Raw genomic sequence first — 23,413 nt, 5'->3', positions numbered from 1 at the left:
GCCCTCGCAGCAACCGTCTTGTTCTGGCTTTGATGATCAATGAGTCTGGAACCTAAAGCGAGTGGGTTTAGAAATGATGTAGACGCCGCCGTGTAAAATGCGTCTCAGACGAAAGACGCGACAGGCCTTGGCAATTAGACGCGCGGTCGCACCGGCCTTCACAATATAATGGCAACAGCGCCACTAGACTGTAAAATATCATTATCATCGACATTTATGTGATTTGGCTGGGGCGGGAGGGATCGAACCTCCGTATGTCGGTACCAAAAACCGATGCCTTACCGCTTGGCGACGCCCCAACTTCGGCGGTATTTAGCGAAGCCATTCGGGGGGTGCAAGGGGGTTTTTGCGAAAATCTTCATGTGGTTGTCAAACAACGGCTTTCTGGCTTAGGAAGGGCTATGAAACAGGTAGATGTCATCGTTATCGGAGCGGGTGCAGCGGGGCTTTTTGCCGCGATTGAGGCCGCGCGCCGGGGTCGGCGGGTCTTGGTGGTGGATCATGCCAAGGCCGCGGGCGAGAAGATTCGGATCTCGGGCGGGGGGCGATGCAATTTCACCAATCTGGGCATCGCGCCGGATCGGTTTTTGTCGCAGAACCCGCGTTTCGCGCTTTCGGCCTTAAAGCGTTATACCCAATGGGATTTTATTGCGCGGATTGATGCGGCGGGCATTGCTTGGCATGAGAAGACGCTGGGTCAGCTGTTTTGCGACGGCTCGGCACGCCAGATTGTCGAGATGCTGTTGCGAGATTTGGCCGAGGCGGGGGGCGAGCTGTGGCTTGACTGTGCGGTTACGGGGGTCGCCCGCGCGGGGGAGGGCTTTTCAATTGATCTTAGCCGTGGCCAAGTGCAGGCGGCTTCGGTGGTTGTGGCCTCGGGTGGCAAGTCCATTCCGAAAATGGGCGCGACGGGGCTTGGCTATCAGATCGCCACGCAATTCGGGCTGGGGCTGATCGAGACGCGGCCCGGTTTGGTGCCGCTGACTTTTTCGGCGCAGGAGTTGGAGTGGATGGTGCCGCTGGCAGGGCTTGCCACGCAAGCTCGGGTCGGTTGCGGGCGCGCGGGCTTTGACGAGGCGGTGCTGTTCACCCATCGTGGGCTGTCGGGGCCTGCGGTGCTGCAAATCTCGAACTATTGGCGCGAGGGCGAGGCCTTGCAGGTCAATCTTGCGCCGCAGTTGGATGTGCTGGCGGTGCTGGGGCAGGCCAAGCAAGAGGCCGGGCGCAGCGCGTTGCGCACGGCTTTGGGCAAGTTCCTGCCCGAGAAATTGGCGCGCCATCTAGAGGCGGTTGCGGGGATCTTGCAGCCGATGGCCGAAATCTCAAGGGCCGAGCTGGCGCGGGTGGCGGGCTTGGTGCAGGCGTGGCGCTTGGTGCCGGTGGGGTCCGAAGGCTACCGCACCGCCGAGGTGACGCTGGGCGGCGTTGACACGGCCGATTTGGACAGCCGTACGATGATGGCAAAAGCGGTGCCGGGGCTTTATTTCATTGGCGAAGTCGTCGATGTCACCGGCTGGCTTGGCGGCTATAACTTTCAATGGGCGTGGTCGTCGGGCTGGGCTGCGGGGCAGGTGGCCTAGGCGCGCAGCGGCTCGGCCTTGGCAAGACGGTCAAAAGCCATCAGGCTGGCAATCAGCGCCGGCATCTGCGCCAGAGCAATCATATTCGGCCCATCTGACGGCGCTTGATCGGGGTCTTCATGCGTCTCGATAAACACGCCAGCGACGCCAAGGGCTACTGCCGCGCGCGCCATCACCGGCGCAAATTCGCGCTGCCCACCCGAAGAGGTGCCATTGCCGCCGGGCTGTTGAACCGAATGGGTGGCATCCATAATCACCGGATAGCCCGTGCGCGCCATGATCGGCAGCGCGCGCATATCGGCGACAAGGGTGTTATAGCCAAAACTGGTGCCGCGTTCGGTCAACAAGATCTTGTCATTGCCGGTTGAGGCGACCTTTTCGGCGACATTCTGCATATCCCAAGGTGCCAGAAATTGACCCTTTTTGATATTGACCACAGCACCCGTCTGCCCTGCGGTTAGCAAAAGATCGGTCTGGCGGCACAAAAACGCCGGGATTTGGATGACATCGACGACGCTTGCCGCCTCGCGCGCTTGGCCTGCGTCATGCACATCGGTCAGCACCGGAATCCCAGTGGCGCGAATGCTTTGCAAAACCTTCAGCCCCGCCTCGATCCCGAGGCCGCGCCGGCCCGAGAGCGACGAGCGATTGGCCTTATCGTAGCTGGCCTTAAACACAAACTGCGCACCGGCTTGCGCGCAGGCCTCTGCCATCACCCCCGCAATCATCTGCGCGTGATCCAGGCTTTCCAACTGACACGGCCCCGAGATCACCAACAGCGGGCAATCGTTGCCCACGGTTAGCCCAGAAATTGCGACGCGGTTGTTCATACTATGCGGTAACCTGTTCATGAAGGATTGCGACTGTCATCGAGATCATAAGGTATATCCCAATGAAGATCAGCATCACCACCAGAGTATTTTCAAAAGCCAAGGGATAGGTTGGCTCGTCTGGTGCGATCGGGCTGACCGCAAGCGAGAGATAACGGGTCTGCCGGTTCGCCTCGTTGCGGGCGGCTTCCATCGCCGTCAGCGCGGTTGACAGCAGGATCTGACGCGTGCCGACATCGGATTGCGCGATCAACAGCTCGGATTGCACCCGCGCCAAGGATTGTCCGGTGGCCGAACTTTCGGTCAGCTTGCTGCGCAGCTGCGCGATCTGATCTTCCAAAGTGACGATGCGGCGCTTGATCGGATCCATCCGCGCCCTGTTGGGGTTGGCGTTTGATTCCATCTGCGCGATCGACAGCTGCTCCAGCGTCAGCTGGCTTTCCAAAGACCCAATCTGGCTGCTGACAAGGCCAATCTCGGTCTCGGAGGAGACGATCTTGTTCTTCTCTTGCAGATCAATCACCTTCATATTAGCTTCCGTGAGCTTTTTCTCAGCATCCTGATAAGCTTCTAGTGCGCCTTTCATCTGATCGCCGCGCAGGCGGGCGGTCAGTTGATCGACCTGCTCCTCGGCATAGCCGATCAGCGCCTTGGAGAATTTCACCGCCGTCTGCGGATTTGCGGCAATCACCTCCATCTTGATCAGACCCTCGGTCGGATCATAGGAAATCTTCACATTGCGGCGATAAAGCTTGTAAAGCGCGGTGTTCGAGGCCCCGGGTTCGATGCGCTGAATGGGATCAATCGTGGGGTCTGAAAAATGCGCGCGAAAGCCGATATCGGCATCCAACCGCTGCATCGCGTCTTGGCTTTGCAAATAGCCCTGAACCGCAATCGAATCCTGCGAGGTGGCAAAAGCGGAGCCCTTAATCAGGCTGCCAAGGCCGGTCGAGGAGGATTCGGCCTGTTGGATCACGAATTCGGTATGCGAGGCATATAACGGCGTGGCGATGGTGTAATAGTAAAAGCCTGCAAGCAGCGTCGGCAGCCCGACAAAGACAAAAAGCCGCGCCATCAGCAGTAGCGATTTGCGTTTGCGCCGCGCCACAATATCACGCTGGATGCGCGCGACTTCGGCAATATGGGCCTGTTCGGCGGCCAATTCAGCAGAAGGCACCTGCACAGGCTTGATAGTTTGTGGCAGCTGAATGCCATCGCCGCCCGGTGTCAGGGTCAGCGCCCGCGATTCAGGCGGCAAGGGAGGCGCGCCATTGCCGGCAGCGGCAACCAACTCTAGCACCGAATTTGTTTGGAACGGATCAATGCCTGCATTGCGCAACAGCCGCACCGCATCGAAATCCGAGGTTGCGGGCAGGCCGTGCTTTTGCGCCAAGCGTCGCGCCATGCGCAATTGTCGCCCCGTTAGCCCCTCTTGCCGGATCGCGTCAATCTGGGCAGGGGCGGATTGCTCGGTCGCCGCAGTCGCAGCAGGGGCGGCGGTGGGAAAGCGCATGCCGGCAAAACCGTCGCTGTCTGCATCGGGGAAAAAGGCGCGATCACCGATAACCGTGGCGGCGGGCGCAGCGACGACAGGCTCTGGCTGCGGCGGCTGTGGCAGCGGATCAGGGCGACGGGTGCGGAATCGGGTTACTTTAAGCTTCGTAGTCATACAACCGCTTCGCTTCTTCTAGGGTTTCGAATTTATAAAGCTGACCATTGCGCAGGACCGCCGCCGAGCGGCAGAATTTCTCAAGCGTCGAGGCCTGATGCGAGACCATGACCACAGTGGCATTCTTAAGCCGCTGCCGCAGCACCTCGCCCGCTTTGCGGTTGAACTCGACATCGGTCGAATTGGGCATGCCCTCGTCGATCAGATAAATGTCAAATTCCAAGGCCAGCATCAGCGTAAAGGAAAACCGCGCCCGCATGCCCGCAGAATAGGTGCCCAAGGGCATATCGAAATATTCGCCGATATTGGACAGCCAGCGGCAAAAGCTTTCGATATAGTCAGGGTCCAGCGCGTAAAGTCGCGCGATATAACGCGCGTTTTCCTTGGCGCTGTGTCTGCCAACCATGCCGCCCATAAACCCAAGCGGAAAGGAAATCCGCGAGGTGCGAATAACCCGCCCCTCATCGGGTTTCTCAAGCCCGGCCATCATATTGATGATCGTGGTCTTGCCGGTGCCATTCTTGGCCAGAATGCCCAGCGAATTGCCAACCTCGACAGAGAAGGACGCCCGGTCAAGAATCACCTTGCGCGATTTACCTGTCCAAAAGGACTTACTGACGTTTTCAAAGGCGATCATGGCTGCCCTATGGGCCTGCCTCCTGCTTGGATTTCATGGGCTTAGGCCCAGCTTATGGCTTTTGAGTTAAGGCGCAGTCACTGCATCCTGATTGAGATAAAATTGTATAATTCCAGTTTAAGGCAGCATTATGTCGCCATCCTCACCGATCTCGCAAGCCCAGAGCTTGCGGCGCGGTGTAAGACGGCTTGGACGAGCGTAAATGTGTTGGGGGGGCAGGCGCGCTTTGGCGCCGCAAACTCTTTGGACTGCGGCGCCATCTGCGGTAGGGTCAGGGCAGGCGTTAAGCCTTTTGACGGCTTATCTGGTCACTTTACTTGAAAGCGCAGCCCGATTTTACGCCAAAAGCCTTGAACACCAAGGCGGCAGGGCAAAATCCTGTGATCGCAGACTGCGCGAGGTTAGCGCCGATGAACAGCGTAAACCAGTAGAACAGCGGCGAGACCCAAAGGGTCAGCGCAACCGAAAGAAAGATCATAAGGCCTGCGAACAGCAGAACAGAGCGGTCGAGTGTCATAAGAGTTTCCTTTGTTGGGCCAAAAGCGCCAAGGGGCGATTGACATTACATGCACAAATATGAATATAATACATCGAGCACTCCAAGGAAAGGCCTCTTTATGCGTTCGCTGACTGTTTTCCCGCTGCTGGTCGCATTTGCCGCACCAGCTTTTGCCGAGCCGATGACGCTTGCGCCGCTGCAAGTGACCGACTGGAAAGCGGTCTATGGCCGGATCGAGGCGCGCGACCGCATTCCGGCGCGGGCGCGGCTGGGCGGCACTTTGGTGGCCTTGGATGTGTCCGAGGGCGACAACGTCACCGCGGGGCAGGTGCTGGCGCGCATCGTTGACGAAAAGCTGGCGTTTCAGCTTTCGGCGATGGATGCGCAGCTGCAAGCGGTCAGTGCGCAGCGTGATAATGCGCAGGTCGAGCTGAAGCGCGGTGAAGATCTGCTAAAGCAAGGCGTGACCACGGTGCAGCGGCTGGATGGTTTGCGCACGCAGGTTGATGTGCTGGACGGGCAAATCGCCTCGATCAGCGCGCAGCGGCGGGTGATTGAACAACAGGCCGCCGAAGGCTCGGTTCTGGCACCGATTGCGGGGCGGGTGTTGCAGGTGCCAGCCGCCAAGGGCGCGGTGGTGATGGCGGGCGAGACAGTGGCAAACCTTGGCGGCGGCGGGATTTTCCTGCGCCTTGCCGTGCCAGAGCGGCACGCGGCCGGGCTGCACGAGGGCGACAGCATTCAGATCGAATCTGCCACCGGCGCGCAAAGCGGCACTTTGGTGCGGATCTATCCGCTGATCGAGAATGGCCGTGTGGTGGCCGATGTCGAGGTCGACGGGCTGCCTGATGCCTTTGTCGATGCGCGGGTTTTGGTGCGTCTGCCGGTTGGCACGCATGAGGCTTTGATGGTGCCAGTGACGGCGCTGACAACCACCGCTGGTTTAGATTATATCAGCGCAAACAATGCGATGCGCGTCGTTGTTCCCGGATCACATGAGGTTATCGGCGGGGTCGAGATGGTGGAAATCCTTTCGGGTTTGCAAGCCGGTGATGTGATCGAAACCGATGGAGCCAAGCATGAGTAAGCGCGGCCCCTTGGGCATAGCAGGCGGTTTGACGCGGGCCTTTATCGGCTCGGCGCTGACGCCTTTGTTCATTCTGGCGGCGGTGGCCGCAGGGTCTGTGGCGCTGGTGTCTTTGCCGCGCGAAGAAGAGCCGCAAATCTCGGTGCCTTTGGTCGATATCCATGTGCAGGCGCAGGGCTTGAAGGCGGAAGATGCCGTCAAGCTTGTGACCGAACCCTTGGAGATTATTGTCAAAGGTATCAACGGCGTCGAGCATGTCTACAGCTCGACCCGTGATGACGCAGCAATGGTAACCGCGCGGTTTTTGGTGGGCACCTCGTCTGATGCAGCGGTGCTGCGGGTGCATGACAAGCTGATGGCCAATTCCGACCGCATCCCCTTGGGCATCCCCGAGCCATTGGTGGTGGGGCGCGGTATTGACGATGTGGCGATCCTGACCCTGACGCTTTCGGGCGAAGGTGTGGGGGCCAATGCGCTGACCCGGCTTGCGCGCAATTTGCAGACCGAAGTCGCCAAGACCGATAACGTCGGCATCACCTATCTGGTGGGCGATACCATGGATGCGATCCGCATCGCGCCAGACCCGGAACGGTTGGCGCTTTACGGTGTGACGCTGCAACAGCTTGCGGGCAAAGTCTCGCAGGCCAATCGCACCCTGAACACCGGCAAACTGCGCGACGGCGGCCAGCAGATTGATCTGGTGGCAGGCCAAACCCTGACGGCACCCGCCGAGATTGCGGGCCTGTTGCTGACCACGCGGGACGGGCGGCCCGTCTATGTGGCCGATGTGGCGCAGGTGTCTTATGTGCCTGATACCACGGAACATATCGTCGCCAATATCAGCCGTAACGCTGACGGCAGCCTGACCCGCGCGCCTGCGGTGACGCTGGCGATTGCCAAACGGGCAGGGGCGAATGCCGTGGTTGTGGCCGAAGAGGTGCTGCACCGCGTCGAGGCGTTGGAAGGCAAGCTGATCCCCGAAGGCGTGCATGTCACCATCACCCGCGATTATGGCGACTCGGCCAATGAAAAGGCCAACGAGCTGTTGTTCCACCTTGGCCTTGCCACAGTGTCGATCATTGCCTTGGTATGGCTGGCCATCGGCTGGCGCGAGGCGATTGTGGTGGCCGTGGTTATTCCGGTGACCATTCTGCTGACGCTGTTTGCGGCTTGGATCATGGGCTATACCCTGAACCGCGTCAGCCTGTTTGCGCTGATCTTCTCGATCGGGATCTTGGTGGATGACGCGATTGTGGTGATTGAAAACATCGCGCGGCATTGGGGGATGCGCGATGGGCGCTCGCGCATTGACGGCGCGGTTGACGCGGTGGCCGAGGTCGGCAATCCGACGATTGTGGCGACCTTGACCGTGGTTGCGGCCCTGCTGCCGATGCTGTTTGTCTCGGGTCTGATGGGGCCTTACATGAGCCCGATTCCGGCCAATGCTTCGGCTGCGATGATCTTTTCCTTCTTTGTGGCGGTGATCATCACGCCTTGGCTGATGGTCAAAGTCGCAGGGCGCGCCGATATGTCAGCCCATGGCGGCGATGACAGCCACGGCGGCCATCATGGCGGCCTCCTCGAGCGCAGCTTTAACGCCGTTGCGCGGCCCTTGCTGGCCACCAAGCGCCGCAGCTTGACGTTTTTGCTGGTGACGGCTGCGCTGTCCTTTGGCTCGCTTGGCCTGCTTTATACCAAGGATGTGACGGTTAAGCTGCTGCCTTTCGACAATAAATCCGAGCTTTCGGTGATGATTGATCTGCCCGAAGGCGCTTCGGTTCAGGCGACCGACCGGGTGGCGCAAGATGTGGCCAAAGTGGTGATGCAGATGCCCGAGGTGACCTCGGTGCAGACCCATGCCGGCACACCTGCGCCATTTAACTTCAACGGTTTGGTGCGGCATTACTATCTGCGCGCCGAACCGCAGCTGGGCGAAGTCTCGATCAACCTGACGCCAAAGGGCGAGCGCTCGCGCGCAAGCCATGACATCGCACTGGACATCCGCGCGCGGATTGCAGCGCTTGACCTGCCCGAAGGCACCAGCCTGAAAACCGTCGAGCCACCTCCGGGCCCGCCGGTGATCTCGACGCTTTTGGCCGAGGTTTATGGCCCCACCGCCGAGGCGCGGCGCGAAACTGCCGCCAAGATCCGGCAGGCGTTTAACTCGGTGCCCTTTATTGTCGATGTCGATGACAGCTACGGCACCCAAGCGCGGCGTCTGCGTGCCAAGATTTCGGCCGATGATCTGGAATTCTTTGGCGTGCAGGAAAGCGATGTCTTTGACACTTTGGCGATTTTGAACGGCGGCCAAGTGGTGGGCTATTCGCATCGCGGCGAGGGGCGCGACCCGATTGCGCTGCAAATTGCCCGCGACAAAGGCGATAGGGTGATGGACGAACGCTTTTTGACCACACCCATTCCGGCCAATGTTTTGCCCGGCGCCAAGGGCGTGGTTGAACTTGGTGATGTGGTGAATATCAGCGCCGAGAAAAGCTCGTTTCCGGTGTTTCGTCACAATGGCCGCGACGCCGAGATGGTGACGGGCGAGCTTGCCGGTGCATTTGAAGCCCCGCTTTACGGCATGCTTGCAGTGCAGGCCGCCCTTGACAAGATGGACTGGCCCGAGGGCGGCAAGCCGGTGATTTCGATGCATGGTCAGCCCAGCGATGAAAGCACGCCCACATTGCTGTGGGATGGCGAATGGGAGGTCACTTATGTCACCTTCCGCGACATGGGGGCGGCCTTTGGCATCGCGCTGTTGGGGATCTATATCCTTGTGGTGGCGCAGTTTGGCTCGTTCCGCCTGCCACTGGTGATCTTGACCCCGATTCCGCTGACCTTTTTGGGCATCATGCTGGGGCATTGGATCTTTGGCGCGCCGTTCTCGGCCACCTCGATGATCGGCTTTATCGCGCTGGCGGGGATTATCGTGCGCAACTCGATCCTGCTGGTGGATTTCATCCGCTCGAGCGGCACCGGCCTAACCACGGTTGATGTGCTGATTGAAGCCGGTGCGATCCGCTTTAAGCCGATCTTGCTGACAGCGATTGCGGCGATGATCGGGGCGGTGGTGATCTTGTCTGACCCGATTTTCCAAGGTCTGGCGATTTCGCTGCTGTTTGGTCTGCTGTCGTCAACACTGCTGACCGTCTTGGTGATTCCCGCGATTTATCGGGTGTTCAAAACCTAAAAAACCAAGCTGCGACAATGATGTATCGGGCCTGGCTCAATATATCATTGTCATATGCGAATTTGTGTATACGATAGCACTCAATGAATTGGCCTAAGGCGGCAAAAGGGAGGAAAATATGGCACATATCGTTGTTTTGGGGGCAGGGCTTGGCGGCTCTATTATGGCTTACGAGCTGGCAGATGAGATCGGCAAGGGCGACACCATCACCGTGGTGACCAAAGATCCGACCTATCACTTTGTGCCCTCGAACCCTTGGGTGGCGGTGGGCTGGCGCGAGCGCGATGACATCACCATCGACTTGGCGCCCACGATGAAGAAAAAGGGCATCAAGTTTGTCACCACGGCGGCGCAAAGGCTGCACCCCGAAGAAAACCGTCTGGAACTGATCGACGGCACCTCGATCAGCTATGATTACATCGTCATCGCCACCGGCCCCGAGCTTGCCTTTGACGAGATCGAAGGTCTTGGCCCGCATGGCGGCTTTACCCAATCGGTTTGCCACATCGACCACGCCTTGCAAGCCAAGGTGGTGTTTGAAGAGCTGATGAAAAACCCAGGCCCGGTGATCATCGGTGCTGTGCAAGGCGCGTCTTGCTATGGTCCCGCCTACGAGTTTTGCTTCATTCTGGAAACCGCCCTGCGCAAGGCCAAGATCCGCGACCAAGTGCCGATCACCTTTGTCACCTCCGAGCCCTATGTCGGGCATCTGGGGCTGGACGGGGTTGGCGACACCAAAGGCCTGCTGGAATCCGAGATGCGCAACAAGCACATTAAATGGATGACCTCGACCAAGGTGAAAAAGGTCGAAGACGGCCAGATGACGGTGGAAGAGATCAACGACGATGGCAGCAGCAAGGGCGAAAAGGTCTTGCCCTTTGCATTCTCGATGATGCTGCCGGCCTTCCGCGGCATCAAACCGGTTTCGGGGATCGAAGGGCTGTCGAACCCGCGCGGCTTTACCATTGTCGATCAGCACCAGCAAAACCCCAAGTTCAAGAACATCTTCGCGGTGGGCGTTTGCGTGGCGATCCCGCCGATGGCGCCAACGCCCGTGCCTTGTGGCGTGCCAAAAACCGGCTTTATGATCGAATCCATGGTCACCGCCACCGCCCATAACATCGGTCAGATGCTGCGCGGCGAAGAGCCCAGCAACGTCGGCACCTGGAACGCCGTCTGCTTGGCCGACTTTGGCGACAGCGGCATCGCTTTCGTCGCCCAGCCACAGATTCCACCGCGCAACGTCAATTGGTCCTCGCAGGGGCGTTGGGTGCATTTGGCCAAGATCGGCTTTGAGAAGTATTTCATGCGCAAGATCAAAAAGGGCACCTCGGAACCCTTCTATGAAAAGATCGGCATGAGCATGCTTGGCATCAACAAACTCAAGGCCGTGAAAAAGGGCTAAGGCTTGCAAGACGGCCCGCAGCGGGCTACCCAGTCGCGAAAACAGGGAGAGCGCTGTGACCGAGCTTGATACCGCCTATGATTTGATGGCCGGTGGCGATGAAGCTGCCGGCCTTCGCTTTTACCGCGCCCTGGCGGATGCCACCTTGTTCATCGTGCTAGAGCGTGAGGCCGAGGGCGAGGTGATCGCGCCGCGGGTGTTTGATCTGGAGTCGGGGCCAGTGATTTTGGCCTTTGACAGCGAAGAGCGGCTGGCGAGCCTTGGGCCTGACCCTGTGCCCTATGCCGCCTTGCCGGGGCGGATCGTGGCGCAGCAAATGCTGGGGCAGGGGCTGTCTTTGGGTCTGAACCTTGGCACGGGCGCCGGGGCCGAGACGCTGTTGCCGCCAGAAGCGTTGGAATGGTTGGTGCAGATGCTGGGCAGCGCGCCTGCCAACCTCGAGGCGCAGGCGCAAGAGTTTCGCGCGCCGAAATCAGTGCCACAGATGTTGATCACAGCGCTTGAACGCACGATCACCGGTGCTGCGGGCTTGGCTGCGGCCGCGCTTTTGGCCGAGGTCCGCTATACCGACGGCACGCAGGGCCATATCTTTGCCTTTGTGAACGCAGATCCCTTTGCCCAAGCCGCACTTGCCCGCTCGGTCGCCGAGGCGCTGGCGTTTTCGGGCATGGATGCCGCAGCGCTTGACGTCACCTTTTTGCAAGACAGTGACAAGGCCACCGCAAAGCTCTTGCAGGTGGCACGGCTGTTTGAAGTGCCCGAACCGGTGATCGAGCAGCCTGTACAGCGCCCGGCCCCCGGCATGGACCCTTTGGCGCCGCCAAAGCTGCGCTAAATAAGTGGGGGTATAATAATACCTCAAACGCATGCCTTTGTTTTAAAACGTTTTTATGTTTCAATCCCATATTGACCTGCGCCCGCTCTTACGCGATAAGCCCCCATCCGTAATGCGAGATTTACCTCTCGCCCTCTTTACTCATAGGTTGAATATGAAAACCTTCTCCGCTACTCCGGCGGACATCGACAAAAAGTGGATCCTGATCGACGCCGAAGGCATCGTTCTGGGTCGCTTGGCTTCGATCGTCGCCAACATCCTGCGCGGCAAAAACAAGCCGACCTTCACCCCCCACATGGACATGGGTGATAATGTTATCATCATCAACGCCGACAAGGTGCAGATGACGGGCAACAAGCGCAACGACAAGATCTACTACTGGCACACCGGCCACCCGGGCGGCATCAAGCAGCGCACCGCGCGTCAAGTGCTGGAAGGTGCGCATCCCGAGCGTGTCGTGATCAAAGCTGTCGAGCGTATGATCACCCGCAACCGTCTGGGCCGCGTCCAGATGACCAACCTGCGCGTTTACGCCGGCGTTGAGCATCCGCATGAAGCGCAGCAGCCCACCGTTCTGGACCTTGCGGCCCTGAACCCGAAAAACACCCGGAGCGCATAATCATGTCCGATATCAAATCTCTTGACGATCTGAAATCGGCTGTTGGCGCAGCAGCTCCTGCTGCTCCGGCTGCCATCGTTCGGGTCGCTGTTCGCGACAGCCTTGGCCGCGCTTATGCGACGGGCAAGCGTAAAAACGCTGTTGCTCGCGTCTGGATCAAGCCAGGTTCCGGCAAGGTTATCGTCAACGGCAAGGAAATGGCGGTTTATTTCGCTCGTCCCGTGTTGCAGATGATCCTGCGTCAGCCTTTCACCGTTGCTGGCGTTGAAGGCCAGTTCGACGTGATGGCAACGGTTGCTGGTGGCGGTCTGTCCGGCCAAGCTGGCGCTGTAAAGCATGGTGTGTCGAAAGCTTTGCAGCTTTACGAACCCTCCTTGCGTGGCGCTTTGAAAGCCGCAGGCTTCCTGACCCGCGACAGCCGCGTGGTCGAGCGTAAGAAATACGGCAAAGCGAAAGCACGCCGGTCGTTCCAGTTCTCAAAGCGCTAAGCTTTTCTGGATACGGTTACAAAGGCCCGCGGGAAACCGCGGGTCTTTTGCGTTCTGTTTAGGCGCGCCAGAATGGCTTTTCGGCTTCGCAGGCTGCTGCCGCAGGATCAAGGCCGATGTCGCGCATCCGCTCGGGTGCCAGCCCAGCCAAATGCTTTCGGCTGCGATGGCGCAACTCCCAGGCCGTCACGGTCAATGCAAGCGTCACGGCCAGACGCGACAGCGGCGGCAGCTGGCGGGCAGAGAGGGCGTAGGCTTCACTCAGGGACATTGTTTTTCCAATTGTGTTGATACAAGTTGCGTTAAAATGCATCTTGGCTATACAATTCGCGCAGCTCCGTCGCTAGAGGAACATTGTCATGCACACAATATGGCTGCCAAAGCTGCAAGAGGATGGTGGGCCGAAATATCTCGCGTTGACCCGCGCCCTGCGTGATGCGATCCGCGCCGGCGATCTGCCGCAGGGCACGCAATTGCCCACCGTGCGGGATCTGGCGTTTCGGCTTGGGGTGACGCCGGGCACGGTGTCGCGCGCCTATCAGATCACCACGCAAGAGGGCCTGCTCGAGGCGACTGTTGGCCGCGGCACCTTTGTCGCGGCACGCTCGCCGCGTTTGGGGCCGACCGAACCGTTGTTTCAGGACCGCTATGCCGCACTGTCGCTGGGGCGGATCGATATGCGCTCTCCCTCGCTGCCTGATGTCGGACAGGTTGCGGCTTTGCAAGCCGCGATGGCGCGGATATCAACCGAAATAGGCCGCGATTGGATTGATTATACTTATCAATCCGACGAGGCCGAACTGCGCCACTTGGTGGTCGATTGGTTGAAATTGCGGGTTTTGGGGCCGATTTTAGCCGAAGATATCATGTTGACCCATGGCGGGCAAAGCGGCATCGGGCTGATCTTTGATTGTTGTCTGCGCGGGGATCGCCCCGTCGTGCTGATCGAAGATCTGGCCTATCCGGGCTTTCGCTATGCCGCCCGCGCCGCCCGCGCCGAGGTGGTGGGGATCGCGCTGGATGAACAAGGCATCTGCCCTGATGCGCTAGAGGTGGCCTGTAGGCACTATGGCGCGCAGGTTTTATGCCTAACACCGGTGGCGCAAAACCCCACCACCGCGCGGATGTCGCCCGAGCGGATGGCGCAAGTGGTTGCCATTGCGCGCCGCTATGATCTGCAAATCATCGAGGATGAATGCTATAGCTATGTCGAGGCCGAAAGTCCGGCGCTGCGGGCCTTGGCCCCCGAGCGGGTCTGGCACGCGGGCAGCCTGTCCAAGACCATCTCGGCGGCGTTGCGCTTTGGCTATGTGGTCTGCCCAACTGGCATGGGCGAGGCGGGTAGGCTGGCCGCACAGCATCGGTTTTTCGCCCTGTCTCGTCCAGTTTCGGCGCTGGTGACCGATCTGTTTCGCTCTGGCGCTGCGGCGGATTTGCGCGGAAAGGTGCAGGCCGAATTCTCGGAACGCTTGCAGGTCATGGTCAACCGGCTGGGGGCTTTCGATCTGTCCTGGCAGGTTGGCATCCCCTTTGCCTGGCTGAAATTGCCTTTAGGCTGGCGGACTTATGGCTTTATGCGCCTTGCCGAAGAACGCGGTGTCTTGCTGCGCGCGGCGGATCAATATGCGATGATCGACGGGCGTGCGCCGCATGCGGTGCGGCTGGCGATTCCCGCCCATATCGCGCGGCAAGAGTATGAGGCGGGGCTGGCCGAGCTCGCCTATCTGCTGCCGCGCCCGCCAAGTGACATGGCGGTCTGACCTGTGGCATCGCTGCCGCGCTCTGTCGCAATTTTGAAACAGAAGATTGACCAAAGCTGTGGCTTTGGCCGATGCTGGCAGCAGCAGAACAAAAACAAGGACCCTAACATGGGATATCAGGCAGGCTTTCATGGCCCCATTGGCCGTACAGATTTTCTGGGGCTGCGCACTTCGCGGCAGGGATCGACCGAGATTGTTTATGACGACGGCGCAAACCAACGGTTGATCTGGCGGGTTGCGGGTGAATTTGGTGAGGTGATCTTGTCGGATGTGCTGCAAGCCGCGGTCGCCGCCCAACGCGTTCTGCCAACACTTTTCGAAGAGCTTAAAAAACGGGCGATCCAAATTGACCGTATCGGTGCCTAGGCAGGGCTGACGTCCACCGATCCTTCCCGCGCGAAATGATGGTTTAAGGCTTGCGCCTTTGCCAAGCATTGGCTTAGTTTGATCAAAAGCGCAGACCGCATCAAACAGGGTGCGCAAGGGGGGATGGCGGTGAAAATCACCAGAAAACAACGCTTTCGTGGATCAGAGGCCGCCAACGGTCTGGCGATGATCAGCCCCACGGCCTTTTATGCGATCTTGCTGTTGGCCGCACCTTTGGCGATGATATTTCTGTATAGCTTTTGGACGGATGGCTATCTGACCATCATTCACCAATTCCAGCTGTGCAATTATTATGGCCCCTGCGCTTCTTATAAAGAGGTCGATGGCATTTTGCAGCCGACCCAAGAATATTTGGGCGCTTGGTCTGATCCTTTGACCCGCACACTGATGCTGCGCTCGCTTTATGTGTCTTTGACGGTTACGGCGGTGACGGTGATTTTGGCTTTCCCGGTCGCCTACTTCGTCAGCTTTTATGTCGAGGCCTCCAGAAAATCGCTCTGGCTGTTTTTGATTACCATTCCGTTTTGGACCTCTTATCTGATCCGCGTTTTTCTGTGGAAGGTCATTATTGGCTATAATGGCGTGATTAATACTGGGCTTTTGGAGCTGGGGCTCATTTCCGAACCGCTAAGCATCAACTACAGTATCAACGCGGTGATTATTACGCTGGCCCATGCCTATGCGCCCTTTGCGATTTTACCGATCTTTGTGGCCTTAGAGAAAATCGACCGCTCGTTTTTAGAGGCAGGGCGAGATCTGGGCGAAAGCCCCTTTATGACATTTATTCGCGTCACCCTGCCTTTGGCGATGCCTGGGGTAATCTCAGCAGTTTTGATCGTGTTTATTCCAACCATTGGCGATTATGTGACGCCTTTGTTGGTTGGGGGGCCAGAGGGTAAAATGGTGGCCAATATGATCGAACTGAGCTTTAAAAAGCTCGACAATTATCCGCGCGGGGCGGCTATTGCGATTTCTTCTATGGCGATGGTGCTTGGCGTCAGCTTGCTGTTCTTATTCCTGAACAGACGGTTCTTGAAGGGAAATAAAGCATGAAGGGCGGTTGGTTCAAAAGCTACACCATTGTTTATTTGGTGTTTTTATACGCGCCAATCCTGTTGTTGCCGCTGTTTGCCTTTAACAATGCTACCACAGTTGCCTTCCCGCTCGAGGGTTTTACCACCAAATGGTTTGGCCAATTATGGACCGAACCTGCGCTACACAAGGCACTTAAAAACTCGCTAATAATCGCTGTGTCCTCGGCGGTCATTTCGACCATGCTGGGTATTTTTGCCGCCCGCGCTTCGACGCGCTACCGCTTTCCGTTCAAAGCGCCGCTGATGGGGCTGATCATGCTGCCTTTGGTGTTGCCCGAAGTGATTGTGGCTGTCGCACTTTTGGCTGTGCTCTTGGGTCTTGGTGTCAGCCTGTCGATTTTTACGGTAATCTTGGGCCATGTTTTGGTTTGCACGCCCTTTGCGATTGCCATTCTGTCTTCAGCCTTTCAAAGCTTGGATCAATCCTTGGAAGAGGCCTCGTATGATCTGGGCGAAAGTGCGGTTTCGACCTTTCGGCTGATCATCCTGCCCTTGGTGATGCCGGGCATCATTTCGGCGCTGCTGATCACCTTTACCATCAGTCTTGATGAATTCATCATCGCGTTCTTTCTTGCGGGCAATGAAAACACCCTGCCGGTCTATATCCTTGGGCAATTCCGCTTTCCGCAGAATATCCCTGTTATCATGGCCTTGGGCACCATTCTTGTATGTTTGTCGATCGCGCTTCTTGCAACCGCTGAATATTTCCGCCGCCGTGGCATTGCCAAAACCGGCGGTAAGGATACTGGAGGCTTCCTGTGACGTCTGAAAAATCCACCATGATCGAGTTTAAGGACGTTCATAAATATTACGGCGATTATCACGCGCTGCGTGGCATCACCGCCACCATTCGCGCGGGCGAGTTTTTCTCGCTGCTGGGGCCATCGGGCTGCGGCAAGACCACGCTTTTGCGCACCATCGCGGGGTTCGAGGGCATCTCTTCGGGCGTGGTGATGATTGACGGCAAAGATATGGAAGGCGTGCCCGCCAATGTGCGCCCGACCAATATGGTGTTTCAATCCTACGCGATTTTCCCGCATCTGACCGTGGCGCAGAACGTGGGCTTTGGTCTGCGCAAAGACCCACGCAGCAAGGCCGAAAAGGCGCAGGCCGTGACCGAGGCGCTAGAGATGGTGGGGCTGAAAGGCTACGGCGATCGCGCGGCGCATGCGCTCTCGGGTGGGCAGCGACAACGCGTCGCCTTGGCACGCGCGCTGATCCTAAAGCCAAAGGTTTTGCTGCTGGACGAACCCTTGTCGGCGCTGGACAAAAAGATGCGCGAACAGATGCAGATGGAGCTTATCAAGCTGCAACGGCAGGTTGGCATCACCTTTATTCTGGTGACCCATGACCAAGAAGAGGCCTTGGTGATGTCGGACCGCATTGCGGTGATGTTTGACGGCGAGGTGGCGCAGCTGGCCGATCCTGAGACCCTGTACAGGCGTCCGAACTCGCGCAAAGTGGCTGATTTCATTGGCACAATGAACTTTCTGCCTGCCAAGATCCTGTCAGAGTCGGGTGGCATGGTCGAGGTCGAGGCCGAAGGCTTTGGCAAGCTGAGCCTCAGTGCGGAACAGGTGTCTGGCGCCAATAGCGGCGGCGCTTCGGTTGGGTTTCGTCCTGAAACCCTGACGATCCTGTTTGATGGCCAAACCGCCACGGACCGCGAAAGCATGGCTGTGGTCGAAGAAGTGGTCTATTACGGCGACATGACCTATTACGACATCAAACTTGACGGCAGTGCCGCGGCAATCCGGCTGTCGATGCGCAATGTCTTTGGCCGTCCGGTGCTGGACATCGGCGCGCGCGCGCGGGTGGCTTGGTCGGCGGGGGCTTTGGTGCTGTTTCGTTAACGATCGGGCGGCAATAACCCCAGCCCGCGCAGATAGATGCCGATGCCGGCCTCAAGCAGGTCTTCGGGCGGGAAGGGGCTTTTGGCACCCGGTGCGCCGCGCATGAACAGCTCGACCACGCCGTGGCTCATCGCCCAGATATGCGCGGAAAACATCGTTGCGGGCGGGCGTTTGGCTTCGGGCAGGTGCAGCGACAGGCTCTCGGACGCTTGTTCCAGAACGCGGCGCGCCTTATGCGCCACCAAGGCCAGATCGGGATGCGCTTGCAGGTTCAGGCCGGATTCGAACATCGCCATATAATGCCCAGGATATTTGCGCGCAAACGCCAGATAGGCCCGCCCGGTCGCCTCGAAGGCCGCCAGCGCCGAGGGCTTGCCGTCATTATAGGCAAACTCCATCAGGGCGGCAAAAATGTCATAGCCTTGGCGCGCGACCTCGGCCATCAGATCATCGCGGCCAGCAAAATGGCGGTAAACGGCAGCCGGGGTGACATCGGCGGCTTTTGCGGCCTCTGACAGGGTAAAGCCGGTCGGGCCCTTATCGGCAATCAGCAAAAGTGCTGCCTCTACAAGGGCTTGGCGCAGGTTGCCATGATGATAGCCGCGCTTCACGCTTTCGGCCGCAGTTTCACGCCGCAGCAGATTTTCGGATCCGGCGTGCCGATGAGCTTTGCATCTTTGCCGACATAGTCAACCGCCGCCAAAATCGATTGAACCACGGCAATTCGCGCGCGCTTTTTGTCATCGGATAAAATCACCGTCCAAGGCGCATATTTGAAGTCGCTTTGATCCAGAGTTTCCGCGATGGCTTGGCTGTAATCGTCCCATTTCGACAGCCCGTTGATGTCGATGGGCGACAGCTTCCACTGTTTCAGCGGGTCTTTCTCGCGGTCCAAAAACCGCTGCAATTGTTCGGCCTGACCAACCTCCAGCCAGATTTTAACCAAGACAATGCCTTCCTCGACCAGCATATGTTCGAAATCCGGCAGTTGCCGAAAGAAATGCTTGCGCTGCTCGGGGGTACAAAAGCCAAAGACATGCTCGACCACGCCGCGATTGTACCAAGAGCGGTCAAACAGCACGATCTCGCCCGCCGCGGGAAGCCAATCGACATAACGCTGAAAATACCACTGCGTCGCCTCGCGGTCCGAGGGTTTCGGCAGCGCCACAACCGAAGCCACGCGCGGGTTCAGGTTTTCCCGCACCACCCCGATGCTGCCGCCCTTGCCTGCGGCATCGCGGCCTTCAAACAGCACCACCAGACGTTTGCCGCTGGCCTTTACATCCTCTTGCATCCGCACCAGTTGGATCTGCAAGCCCTCCATCTGGGCCGCGTATTCCTTGGATTTGATCTCTTGCCGATAGGGGTAGTCTTTCCACAGGATGTCGTTCTTATCCGCCGTCAAGATCGCCTCGCGCACATGTTTGGGCGCTTGTTCGTTCAGAAATGTGCTAATGGCACCGTCAAATGGTAAATCCATGGTTTCCCCCTGTTTGCCCCAATATGGCCGATGCAGCGGCTAGTGCAATGCGGCGCGGGCCTCGGCGCGGGCGATTGCGACCAAAACTTCGCCGCGATGGCTGTAATGCGGCATATGGCCAGCGCCGTCGATCAAGTGCAGGTGGGCAGAGGCGACCTGCTGCGCAAAGGGGATCGAATGCACCGCGATGGGCACAATCGTGTCGGCGGTGCCGTGCAGCAGTTCCATTGGCAGGCTTAGGTGCGCGTAACGCGGCTGCATCGCCACCAATTGCGCGCGCAAAGCGTTCACCTGCGCCATATTCGCGCGCAGGCTGGGCAGCCGCAGGATCAGTGCGGCGCTGATGGTTTTGGCATAGGCGGGCGGCGGGGTGTCGGGCGCAAAGACGGTTTTCACCGCCGCCGTGATATAGCTTTGCGGCAACAGCGCGGCTGCCAGCGGCAACAGCAGCGCACGCCCCGCCCAAGTGTCTGCCGCGCGGTAGCTTAGATCAAGCTTGCCCGGCCAAGGCATCGACGGCGCCGAGATCAGCACCAGCCCGCGCGGGCGCAGGCGCACATCAAGCGCCCAAGCCAGTGCGACCGAGCCGCCATAGCTTTGCCCCACCACCAGCGGCGCTTGCACCTGCAACTGCCGCGCGGCCTCGGCCAGATGCAGCGCCTGCGCTTTCAGGCTTTGGTCTTCCAGCGGGTCAGAATAGCCAAGGCCGGGGCGATCAAAGGCAATCACGCGGTGGCTTTGCGCCAGATCCGGCCCAAGCGCCGCAATCATATCCAAAGCATTGCCCGAGGCGCCATGGATCAGCACCAGATCAGGCCCCACCCCTTGCACGATAGCATGCACCCGCTTTCCGTTTACCATCAAGACCTGGCCCTGCGGCGGAAATTCGGCCTCAAGTGCGCTTTGCCGCGTGGTAATCCTGGCCGCCACCGCCAAGCAGCAGGCGGCCAAGGTCAGAAAAATCAGCGCCGCACTAACGGCCAATTTCGGCACGGTCATAGGGGGTGCCCTGATAGATCTCGTTGATCCAATTGCCATAAAGCAGATGCGCATGGCTGCGCCAACGGTTCATTGGTGGATTGGCGGGGTTGTTGTCGGGGTAATAATTGGCCGGCACATTGATCGGGGTGCCAGCAGCAACATCGCGGTCGTATTCTTGCTTGAGCGTGTCGCTGTCATATTCGAAGTGGTTAAAGATATAAAGCGCGCGGTGGGCGGCATCTTCGACCAGACAGGGGCCAACCTCGTCACTGCCCAGCAGCGTTTGCAGGCCGGGTGCTGCGTCAATTTCGGGCTGGCGCATCTCGGTCCAGCGGCTGACGGGGATGACGAAATCATCGGAAAAGCCGCGCAAATAGGGCGAGGTTGGCGTCAGATTGCGGTGACGAAAGCAGCCAAAGGCCTTGTGATCCAGCAGATGTTTCTGCACGCCGTGGAAATGGTTGATCATCGCCATGCCGCCCCAGCAGACGCCAAAGGTCGAGAACACATGGCTTTGCGTCCAATCCATCACCTCGCGCAGCTCGTCCCAATAGGTGACCTGATCGAAGGGCAGATGTTCAATCGGCGCGCCGGTGATGATCAGCCCGTCGAATTTCTCGTGCTTGACCTCGGAAAACGGGCGGTAAAACGCCTCCATATGCTCGGCTGCGGTGTTGCGGGTTTGGTGTTCGGACATGCGGATCAGCTGAAAATCAATCTGCAAGGGCGTCGCCCCAATCAGCCGTGCAAATTGCGTCTCGGTCTGGATCTTTTTCGGCATCAGGTTCAACAGACCAATGCGCAGCGGCCGGATTTCCTGCGCGCTTGCCCGCTCGGGCGACATCACCATCACACCTTCGTTGCGCAAAACGTCAAAGGCGGGCAGGGTGGTGGGCAGGGTAATCGGCATCAAACTCTCCTTAACAGCAGCACTTAGAACGGCGCGGGTCCGCGATCAATTGCAAGGCCGATCAAATTGTCGAAATCAGCCGGGTTGCGCACGGCTGCGACCTCTTCGGCGGTGACAGTCACCCCCCAGCGCGCCATCGCCGCATAGCGCGGCTGGCGGTGATCCAGAAGCCGCGCATAGCCAAAGCGCAAGAAGGCATCGGGATCAACCTGATCGGCTGGCGTGGTGGCGGTGAATTCGGCCCAAAGGTCGCGCAGAAAATCGGGGTTGTAATACATCGGCTTGGGCGCACGATCAAAGCGGCGCGCCAGTTCCGCCTTATGCGCATCCGAGCCCTTGATCCACACCAGCAGCAGGTTTTGCGACAGCGCCGTCATCACCGGATCATCGGCCAGCTCGGGCGAGACCACCTCGCAAATCGAGCCAGAGGTGTCGCAGATGAAATGCTGATAGCCATAGATCGTCTCGGCGCGGTCAATAAAGCGCGGGGTGTCCAGCATCGCCGAAACCTCGGCCTGCGCGTGCTGGGCTTGGCGGCGCTGATATTCGGCAAAGGCCACGCCCCCGCGCGCAAGATCGCCGGGCTTGCCCAGATAGGTCGACAGCGGCGCCAGATTGTCAAAGGTGATATTCGAGGCGATATAGACCGAATCTGACAGCAGCAATTCGCGCAGCAAGGGCACCTTCATCGCCTCGCGCTTGAAATTATCTGCAATGAATTCATTCATATAGCGGGTGCCAATCCGGTAGTCGACCGAGTAGTGAAACCAGCCCCCCGCATCGCGCAGCATGTTCGAGAGATAGGTCTTGCCAAGGCCCGACATGCCAAAAAGCATTACCCTTTTCTGTGGGGCCGCAAGATAGTCTTTGGCGGTGGCATATATCATCGCAGGGCGTCCCCATTGTGCAGGCCTATGGTTGGCGCAGTGTTAGCGCGCCAACGCCAGAGACGAAAGCAGAAATGAAAACGGCCCCGCAGCAAAGGCGGGGCCAGTCTGATATTTTCAGCAGATCAGAAGGAATAGGCGATCTTCATGCCCGCGCCAACCGCGTGGTTCGAGGTGAAGCTGCCCGAAGCCGAGGTGCTTGTCAGCGTCGTCTGCGCATCGCCAATTTGGATATAGGACAGGCCGCCCGAAATCTTGACCTTGTCCATCGTATAGGCGGCACCCACCGTCACGCTGGTTCTGCCATCGGTTGGCCCCAAGTTCGAAGCATAACCGCCGGTGGATTTTTCATAGCCCAGCGAAATCGACCCAGCCCAATTGTCGCTAAACTTGCGCCCAACGCCCAAAGTATAGGTGATGGTGTCGTCATCATAAGACACCAAGGACTTGCCTGAGGTCGCGACCTTGTAAAGGTTTGGCGAGATGTCAAAGGCCGACCAGTTTACCCAGCGCACCGAAGCAAAGGCCAAAGTGTCTTTCGCCACGCCCGATTGCATTTCCAAGTTCACGCTTTGCGGCGAATTCACCGTCGTCGCCGCCGTCAAGGCCGCAGGCGTCGACAGGGTTTCATCAACCGTAAAGTTGTGCTTGATTTTCGAATTATAGGTTAAAGCCACCCGCAGGGCGATCTCTGGCTTCTCATAAGCCACGCCAACCAGATAGCCCATCGCCGAGGAGCTGTCGGATTTTACGGTGTAACCCGCAACAAAAGGTACGCTCGCTTCGGCGCTCATCGTCTCGTAGCGCAAACCGCCATAGACGCTCAGGTTGTCCGAGGTGCGGTATTTCAAAATGCCGGTCATCGCGGTGGTTTTCAACGTCGCCGTCGAGCGCGCCGCATAATAGGCCCCCGATGTGTTCAAAACCAACGGATAGGCGACATTGGCGCCAAAAGGCTGATCTATGATAAGACCAAGATCAACGTTCTCGTTTACATTGGTCTTCACCGCCAAGCCAAACTGCGAATAATCAGCAGCCATATCGCCCGAAAGCGCGCCTGTCCGCGAAGACAGCGAGACGTTCATCTGCTGCGTGCCCGAGACGCTGGGTTTTACCCGACCAAAGGACAACTCGACAAAGTTGCCCTTCTCGAAGATCGAGGCAATGGATTGACCGGACCGGTCAATCCCACCCGCCTGCGCAAGCGATGTCGACAGTGCCA

The 23,413-nt window shown here is 58.6% G+C and carries 23 protein-coding genes and 1 tRNA gene; 12 read left to right on the top strand and 12 right to left on the bottom strand.

The window, feature by feature from the left end; genetic code table 11:
• Positions 1-224 precede the first annotated feature (224 nt).
• A tRNA-Gln gene (locus V7Q10_RS14130) sits at positions 225-299 on the bottom strand.
• A 102-nt stretch (positions 300-401) separates the two neighbouring features.
• On the opposite strand from V7Q10_RS14130, the gene V7Q10_RS14125 reads away from it, so the two are divergent.
• Positions 402-1,580: an NAD(P)/FAD-dependent oxidoreductase gene (locus V7Q10_RS14125; protein ID WP_333869772.1), complete on the top strand. Its 1,179-nt coding sequence runs from the start codon at positions 402-404 to the stop codon at positions 1,578-1,580.
• Here the strand turns inward: V7Q10_RS14125 and kdsA are convergent.
• The 4 genes from kdsA to V7Q10_RS14105 form a co-directional block, all read right to left on the bottom strand.
• Complete coding sequence (gene kdsA, locus V7Q10_RS14120; protein WP_333869771.1) at positions 1,577-2,431, bottom strand: 3-deoxy-8-phosphooctulonate synthase; 855 nt, start codon at positions 2,429-2,431, stop codon at positions 1,577-1,579. The genes V7Q10_RS14125 and kdsA overlap by 4 nt on opposite strands.
• Positions 2,412-4,079 carry a capsule biosynthesis protein gene (locus V7Q10_RS14115; protein WP_333869770.1) on the bottom strand — a complete coding sequence of 556 codons (1,668 nt, stop codon included), beginning with the start codon at positions 4,077-4,079 and terminating at the stop codon, positions 2,412-2,414. Before V7Q10_RS14115 ends, kdsA begins: the two co-directional genes overlap by 20 nt.
• Entirely contained in the window at positions 4,063-4,716 is a 654-nt protein-coding gene (locus V7Q10_RS14110; protein ID WP_333869769.1) for an ABC transporter ATP-binding protein, read from the bottom strand. The genes V7Q10_RS14115 and V7Q10_RS14110 overlap by 17 nt, the downstream gene beginning before the upstream one ends.
• A 313-nt stretch (positions 4,717-5,029) precedes the next feature.
• Positions 5,030-5,233 carry a YgaP family membrane protein gene (locus tag V7Q10_RS14105; protein ID WP_333869768.1) on the bottom strand — a complete coding sequence of 68 codons (204 nt, stop codon included), beginning with the start codon at positions 5,231-5,233 and terminating at the stop codon, positions 5,030-5,032.
• Positions 5,234-5,333: 100 nt separating this feature from the next.
• On the opposite strand from V7Q10_RS14105, the gene V7Q10_RS14100 reads away from it, so the two are divergent.
• From V7Q10_RS14100 to rpsI, 6 genes are all read left to right on the top strand, one after another.
• Positions 5,334-6,302 (top strand): efflux RND transporter periplasmic adaptor subunit, encoded by a 969-nt coding sequence (locus tag V7Q10_RS14100; protein ID WP_333869766.1) that lies wholly within the window; start codon positions 5,334-5,336, stop codon positions 6,300-6,302.
• Positions 6,295-9,492 (top strand): efflux RND transporter permease subunit, encoded by a 3,198-nt coding sequence (locus V7Q10_RS14095; protein ID WP_333869765.1) that lies wholly within the window; start codon positions 6,295-6,297, stop codon positions 9,490-9,492. The genes V7Q10_RS14100 and V7Q10_RS14095 overlap by 8 nt, the downstream gene beginning before the upstream one ends.
• Before the next feature lie 118 nt (positions 9,493-9,610).
• A complete protein-coding gene (locus V7Q10_RS14090) occupies positions 9,611-10,897 on the top strand; it encodes an NAD(P)/FAD-dependent oxidoreductase (protein WP_333869764.1) in 1,287 nt (428 codons plus the stop codon).
• Between the two features lie 55 nt (positions 10,898-10,952).
• Positions 10,953-11,732 (top strand): SseB family protein, encoded by a 780-nt coding sequence (locus tag V7Q10_RS14085; protein WP_333869763.1) that lies wholly within the window; start codon positions 10,953-10,955, stop codon positions 11,730-11,732.
• A 154-nt stretch (positions 11,733-11,886) separates the two neighbouring features.
• Positions 11,887-12,351: a 50S ribosomal protein L13 gene (gene rplM / locus V7Q10_RS14080; RefSeq protein WP_333869762.1), complete on the top strand. Its 465-nt coding sequence runs from the start codon at positions 11,887-11,889 to the stop codon at positions 12,349-12,351.
• A 2-nt stretch (positions 12,352-12,353) separates the two neighbouring features.
• Positions 12,354-12,839: a 30S ribosomal protein S9 gene (rpsI, locus tag V7Q10_RS14075; RefSeq protein WP_333869761.1), complete on the top strand. Its 486-nt coding sequence runs from the start codon at positions 12,354-12,356 to the stop codon at positions 12,837-12,839.
• Between the two features lie 58 nt (positions 12,840-12,897).
• Here the strand turns inward: rpsI and V7Q10_RS14070 are convergent, their stop codons facing one another.
• Positions 12,898-13,110, bottom strand: coding sequence for a DUF1127 domain-containing protein (locus V7Q10_RS14070; RefSeq protein WP_333869760.1), 213 nt, complete (start codon positions 13,108-13,110; stop codon positions 12,898-12,900).
• A gap of 88 nt (positions 13,111-13,198) precedes the next feature.
• Between V7Q10_RS14070 and V7Q10_RS14065 the strand changes: the two genes are divergently transcribed.
• From V7Q10_RS14065 to V7Q10_RS14045, 5 genes are all read left to right on the top strand, one after another.
• Positions 13,199-14,599 carry an aminotransferase-like domain-containing protein gene (locus tag V7Q10_RS14065; RefSeq protein WP_333869759.1) on the top strand — a complete coding sequence of 467 codons (1,401 nt, stop codon included), beginning with the start codon at positions 13,199-13,201 and terminating at the stop codon, positions 14,597-14,599.
• A 108-nt stretch (positions 14,600-14,707) separates the two neighbouring features.
• Positions 14,708-14,965, top strand: coding sequence for a hypothetical protein (locus V7Q10_RS14060; protein ID WP_333869758.1), 258 nt, complete (start codon positions 14,708-14,710; stop codon positions 14,963-14,965).
• A gap of 186 nt (positions 14,966-15,151) precedes the next feature.
• On the top strand, positions 15,152-16,039 hold the full coding sequence (locus tag V7Q10_RS14055) for an ABC transporter permease (RefSeq protein WP_394972149.1): 888 nt from the start codon (positions 15,152-15,154) through the stop codon (positions 16,037-16,039).
• Positions 16,036-16,842 (top strand): ABC transporter permease, encoded by an 807-nt coding sequence (locus tag V7Q10_RS14050; protein ID WP_333869756.1) that lies wholly within the window; start codon positions 16,036-16,038, stop codon positions 16,840-16,842. Before V7Q10_RS14055 ends, V7Q10_RS14050 begins: the two co-directional genes overlap by 4 nt.
• A gap of 17 nt (positions 16,843-16,859) precedes the next feature.
• Entirely contained in the window at positions 16,860-17,933 is a 1,074-nt protein-coding gene (locus V7Q10_RS14045; protein ID WP_333869773.1) for an ABC transporter ATP-binding protein, read from the top strand.
• Here V7Q10_RS14045 and V7Q10_RS14040 read toward each other — a convergent pair.
• From V7Q10_RS14040 to V7Q10_RS14015, 6 genes are all read right to left on the bottom strand, one after another.
• On the bottom strand, positions 17,930-18,544 hold the full coding sequence (locus V7Q10_RS14040) for a TetR/AcrR family transcriptional regulator (RefSeq protein ID WP_333869755.1): 615 nt from the start codon (positions 18,542-18,544) through the stop codon (positions 17,930-17,932). The genes V7Q10_RS14045 and V7Q10_RS14040 overlap by 4 nt on opposite strands.
• The gene (ppk2, locus tag V7Q10_RS14035; protein WP_333869754.1) at positions 18,541-19,413 is read right to left on the bottom strand and encodes a polyphosphate kinase 2; all 873 of its coding nucleotides are present in this window, start codon (positions 19,411-19,413) and stop codon (positions 18,541-18,543) included. The genes V7Q10_RS14040 and ppk2 overlap by 4 nt, the downstream gene beginning before the upstream one ends.
• A gap of 39 nt (positions 19,414-19,452) precedes the next feature.
• Positions 19,453-20,412, bottom strand: coding sequence for an alpha/beta fold hydrolase (locus V7Q10_RS14030; protein ID WP_333869753.1), 960 nt, complete (start codon positions 20,410-20,412; stop codon positions 19,453-19,455).
• Positions 20,387-21,304: a homoserine O-acetyltransferase MetA gene (gene metA / locus V7Q10_RS14025; protein WP_333869752.1), complete on the bottom strand. Its 918-nt coding sequence runs from the start codon at positions 21,302-21,304 to the stop codon at positions 20,387-20,389. Before metA ends, V7Q10_RS14030 begins: the two co-directional genes overlap by 26 nt.
• A 23-nt stretch (positions 21,305-21,327) precedes the next feature.
• Positions 21,328-22,191, bottom strand: coding sequence for an ATPase (locus V7Q10_RS14020; protein WP_333869751.1), 864 nt, complete (start codon positions 22,189-22,191; stop codon positions 21,328-21,330).
• 125 nt (positions 22,192-22,316) lie between these two features.
• On the bottom strand, positions 22,317-23,413 hold a 1,097-nt coding region (locus V7Q10_RS14015; RefSeq protein ID WP_333869750.1), incomplete at its 5' end, for an OmpP1/FadL family transporter.

The organism is Cypionkella sp. (assembly GCF_036782355.1).
Taxonomy (GTDB): Bacteria; Pseudomonadota; Alphaproteobacteria; order Rhodobacterales; family Rhodobacteraceae; genus Cypionkella.
This window is presented reverse-complemented; position numbering and strand designations above follow the sequence as displayed.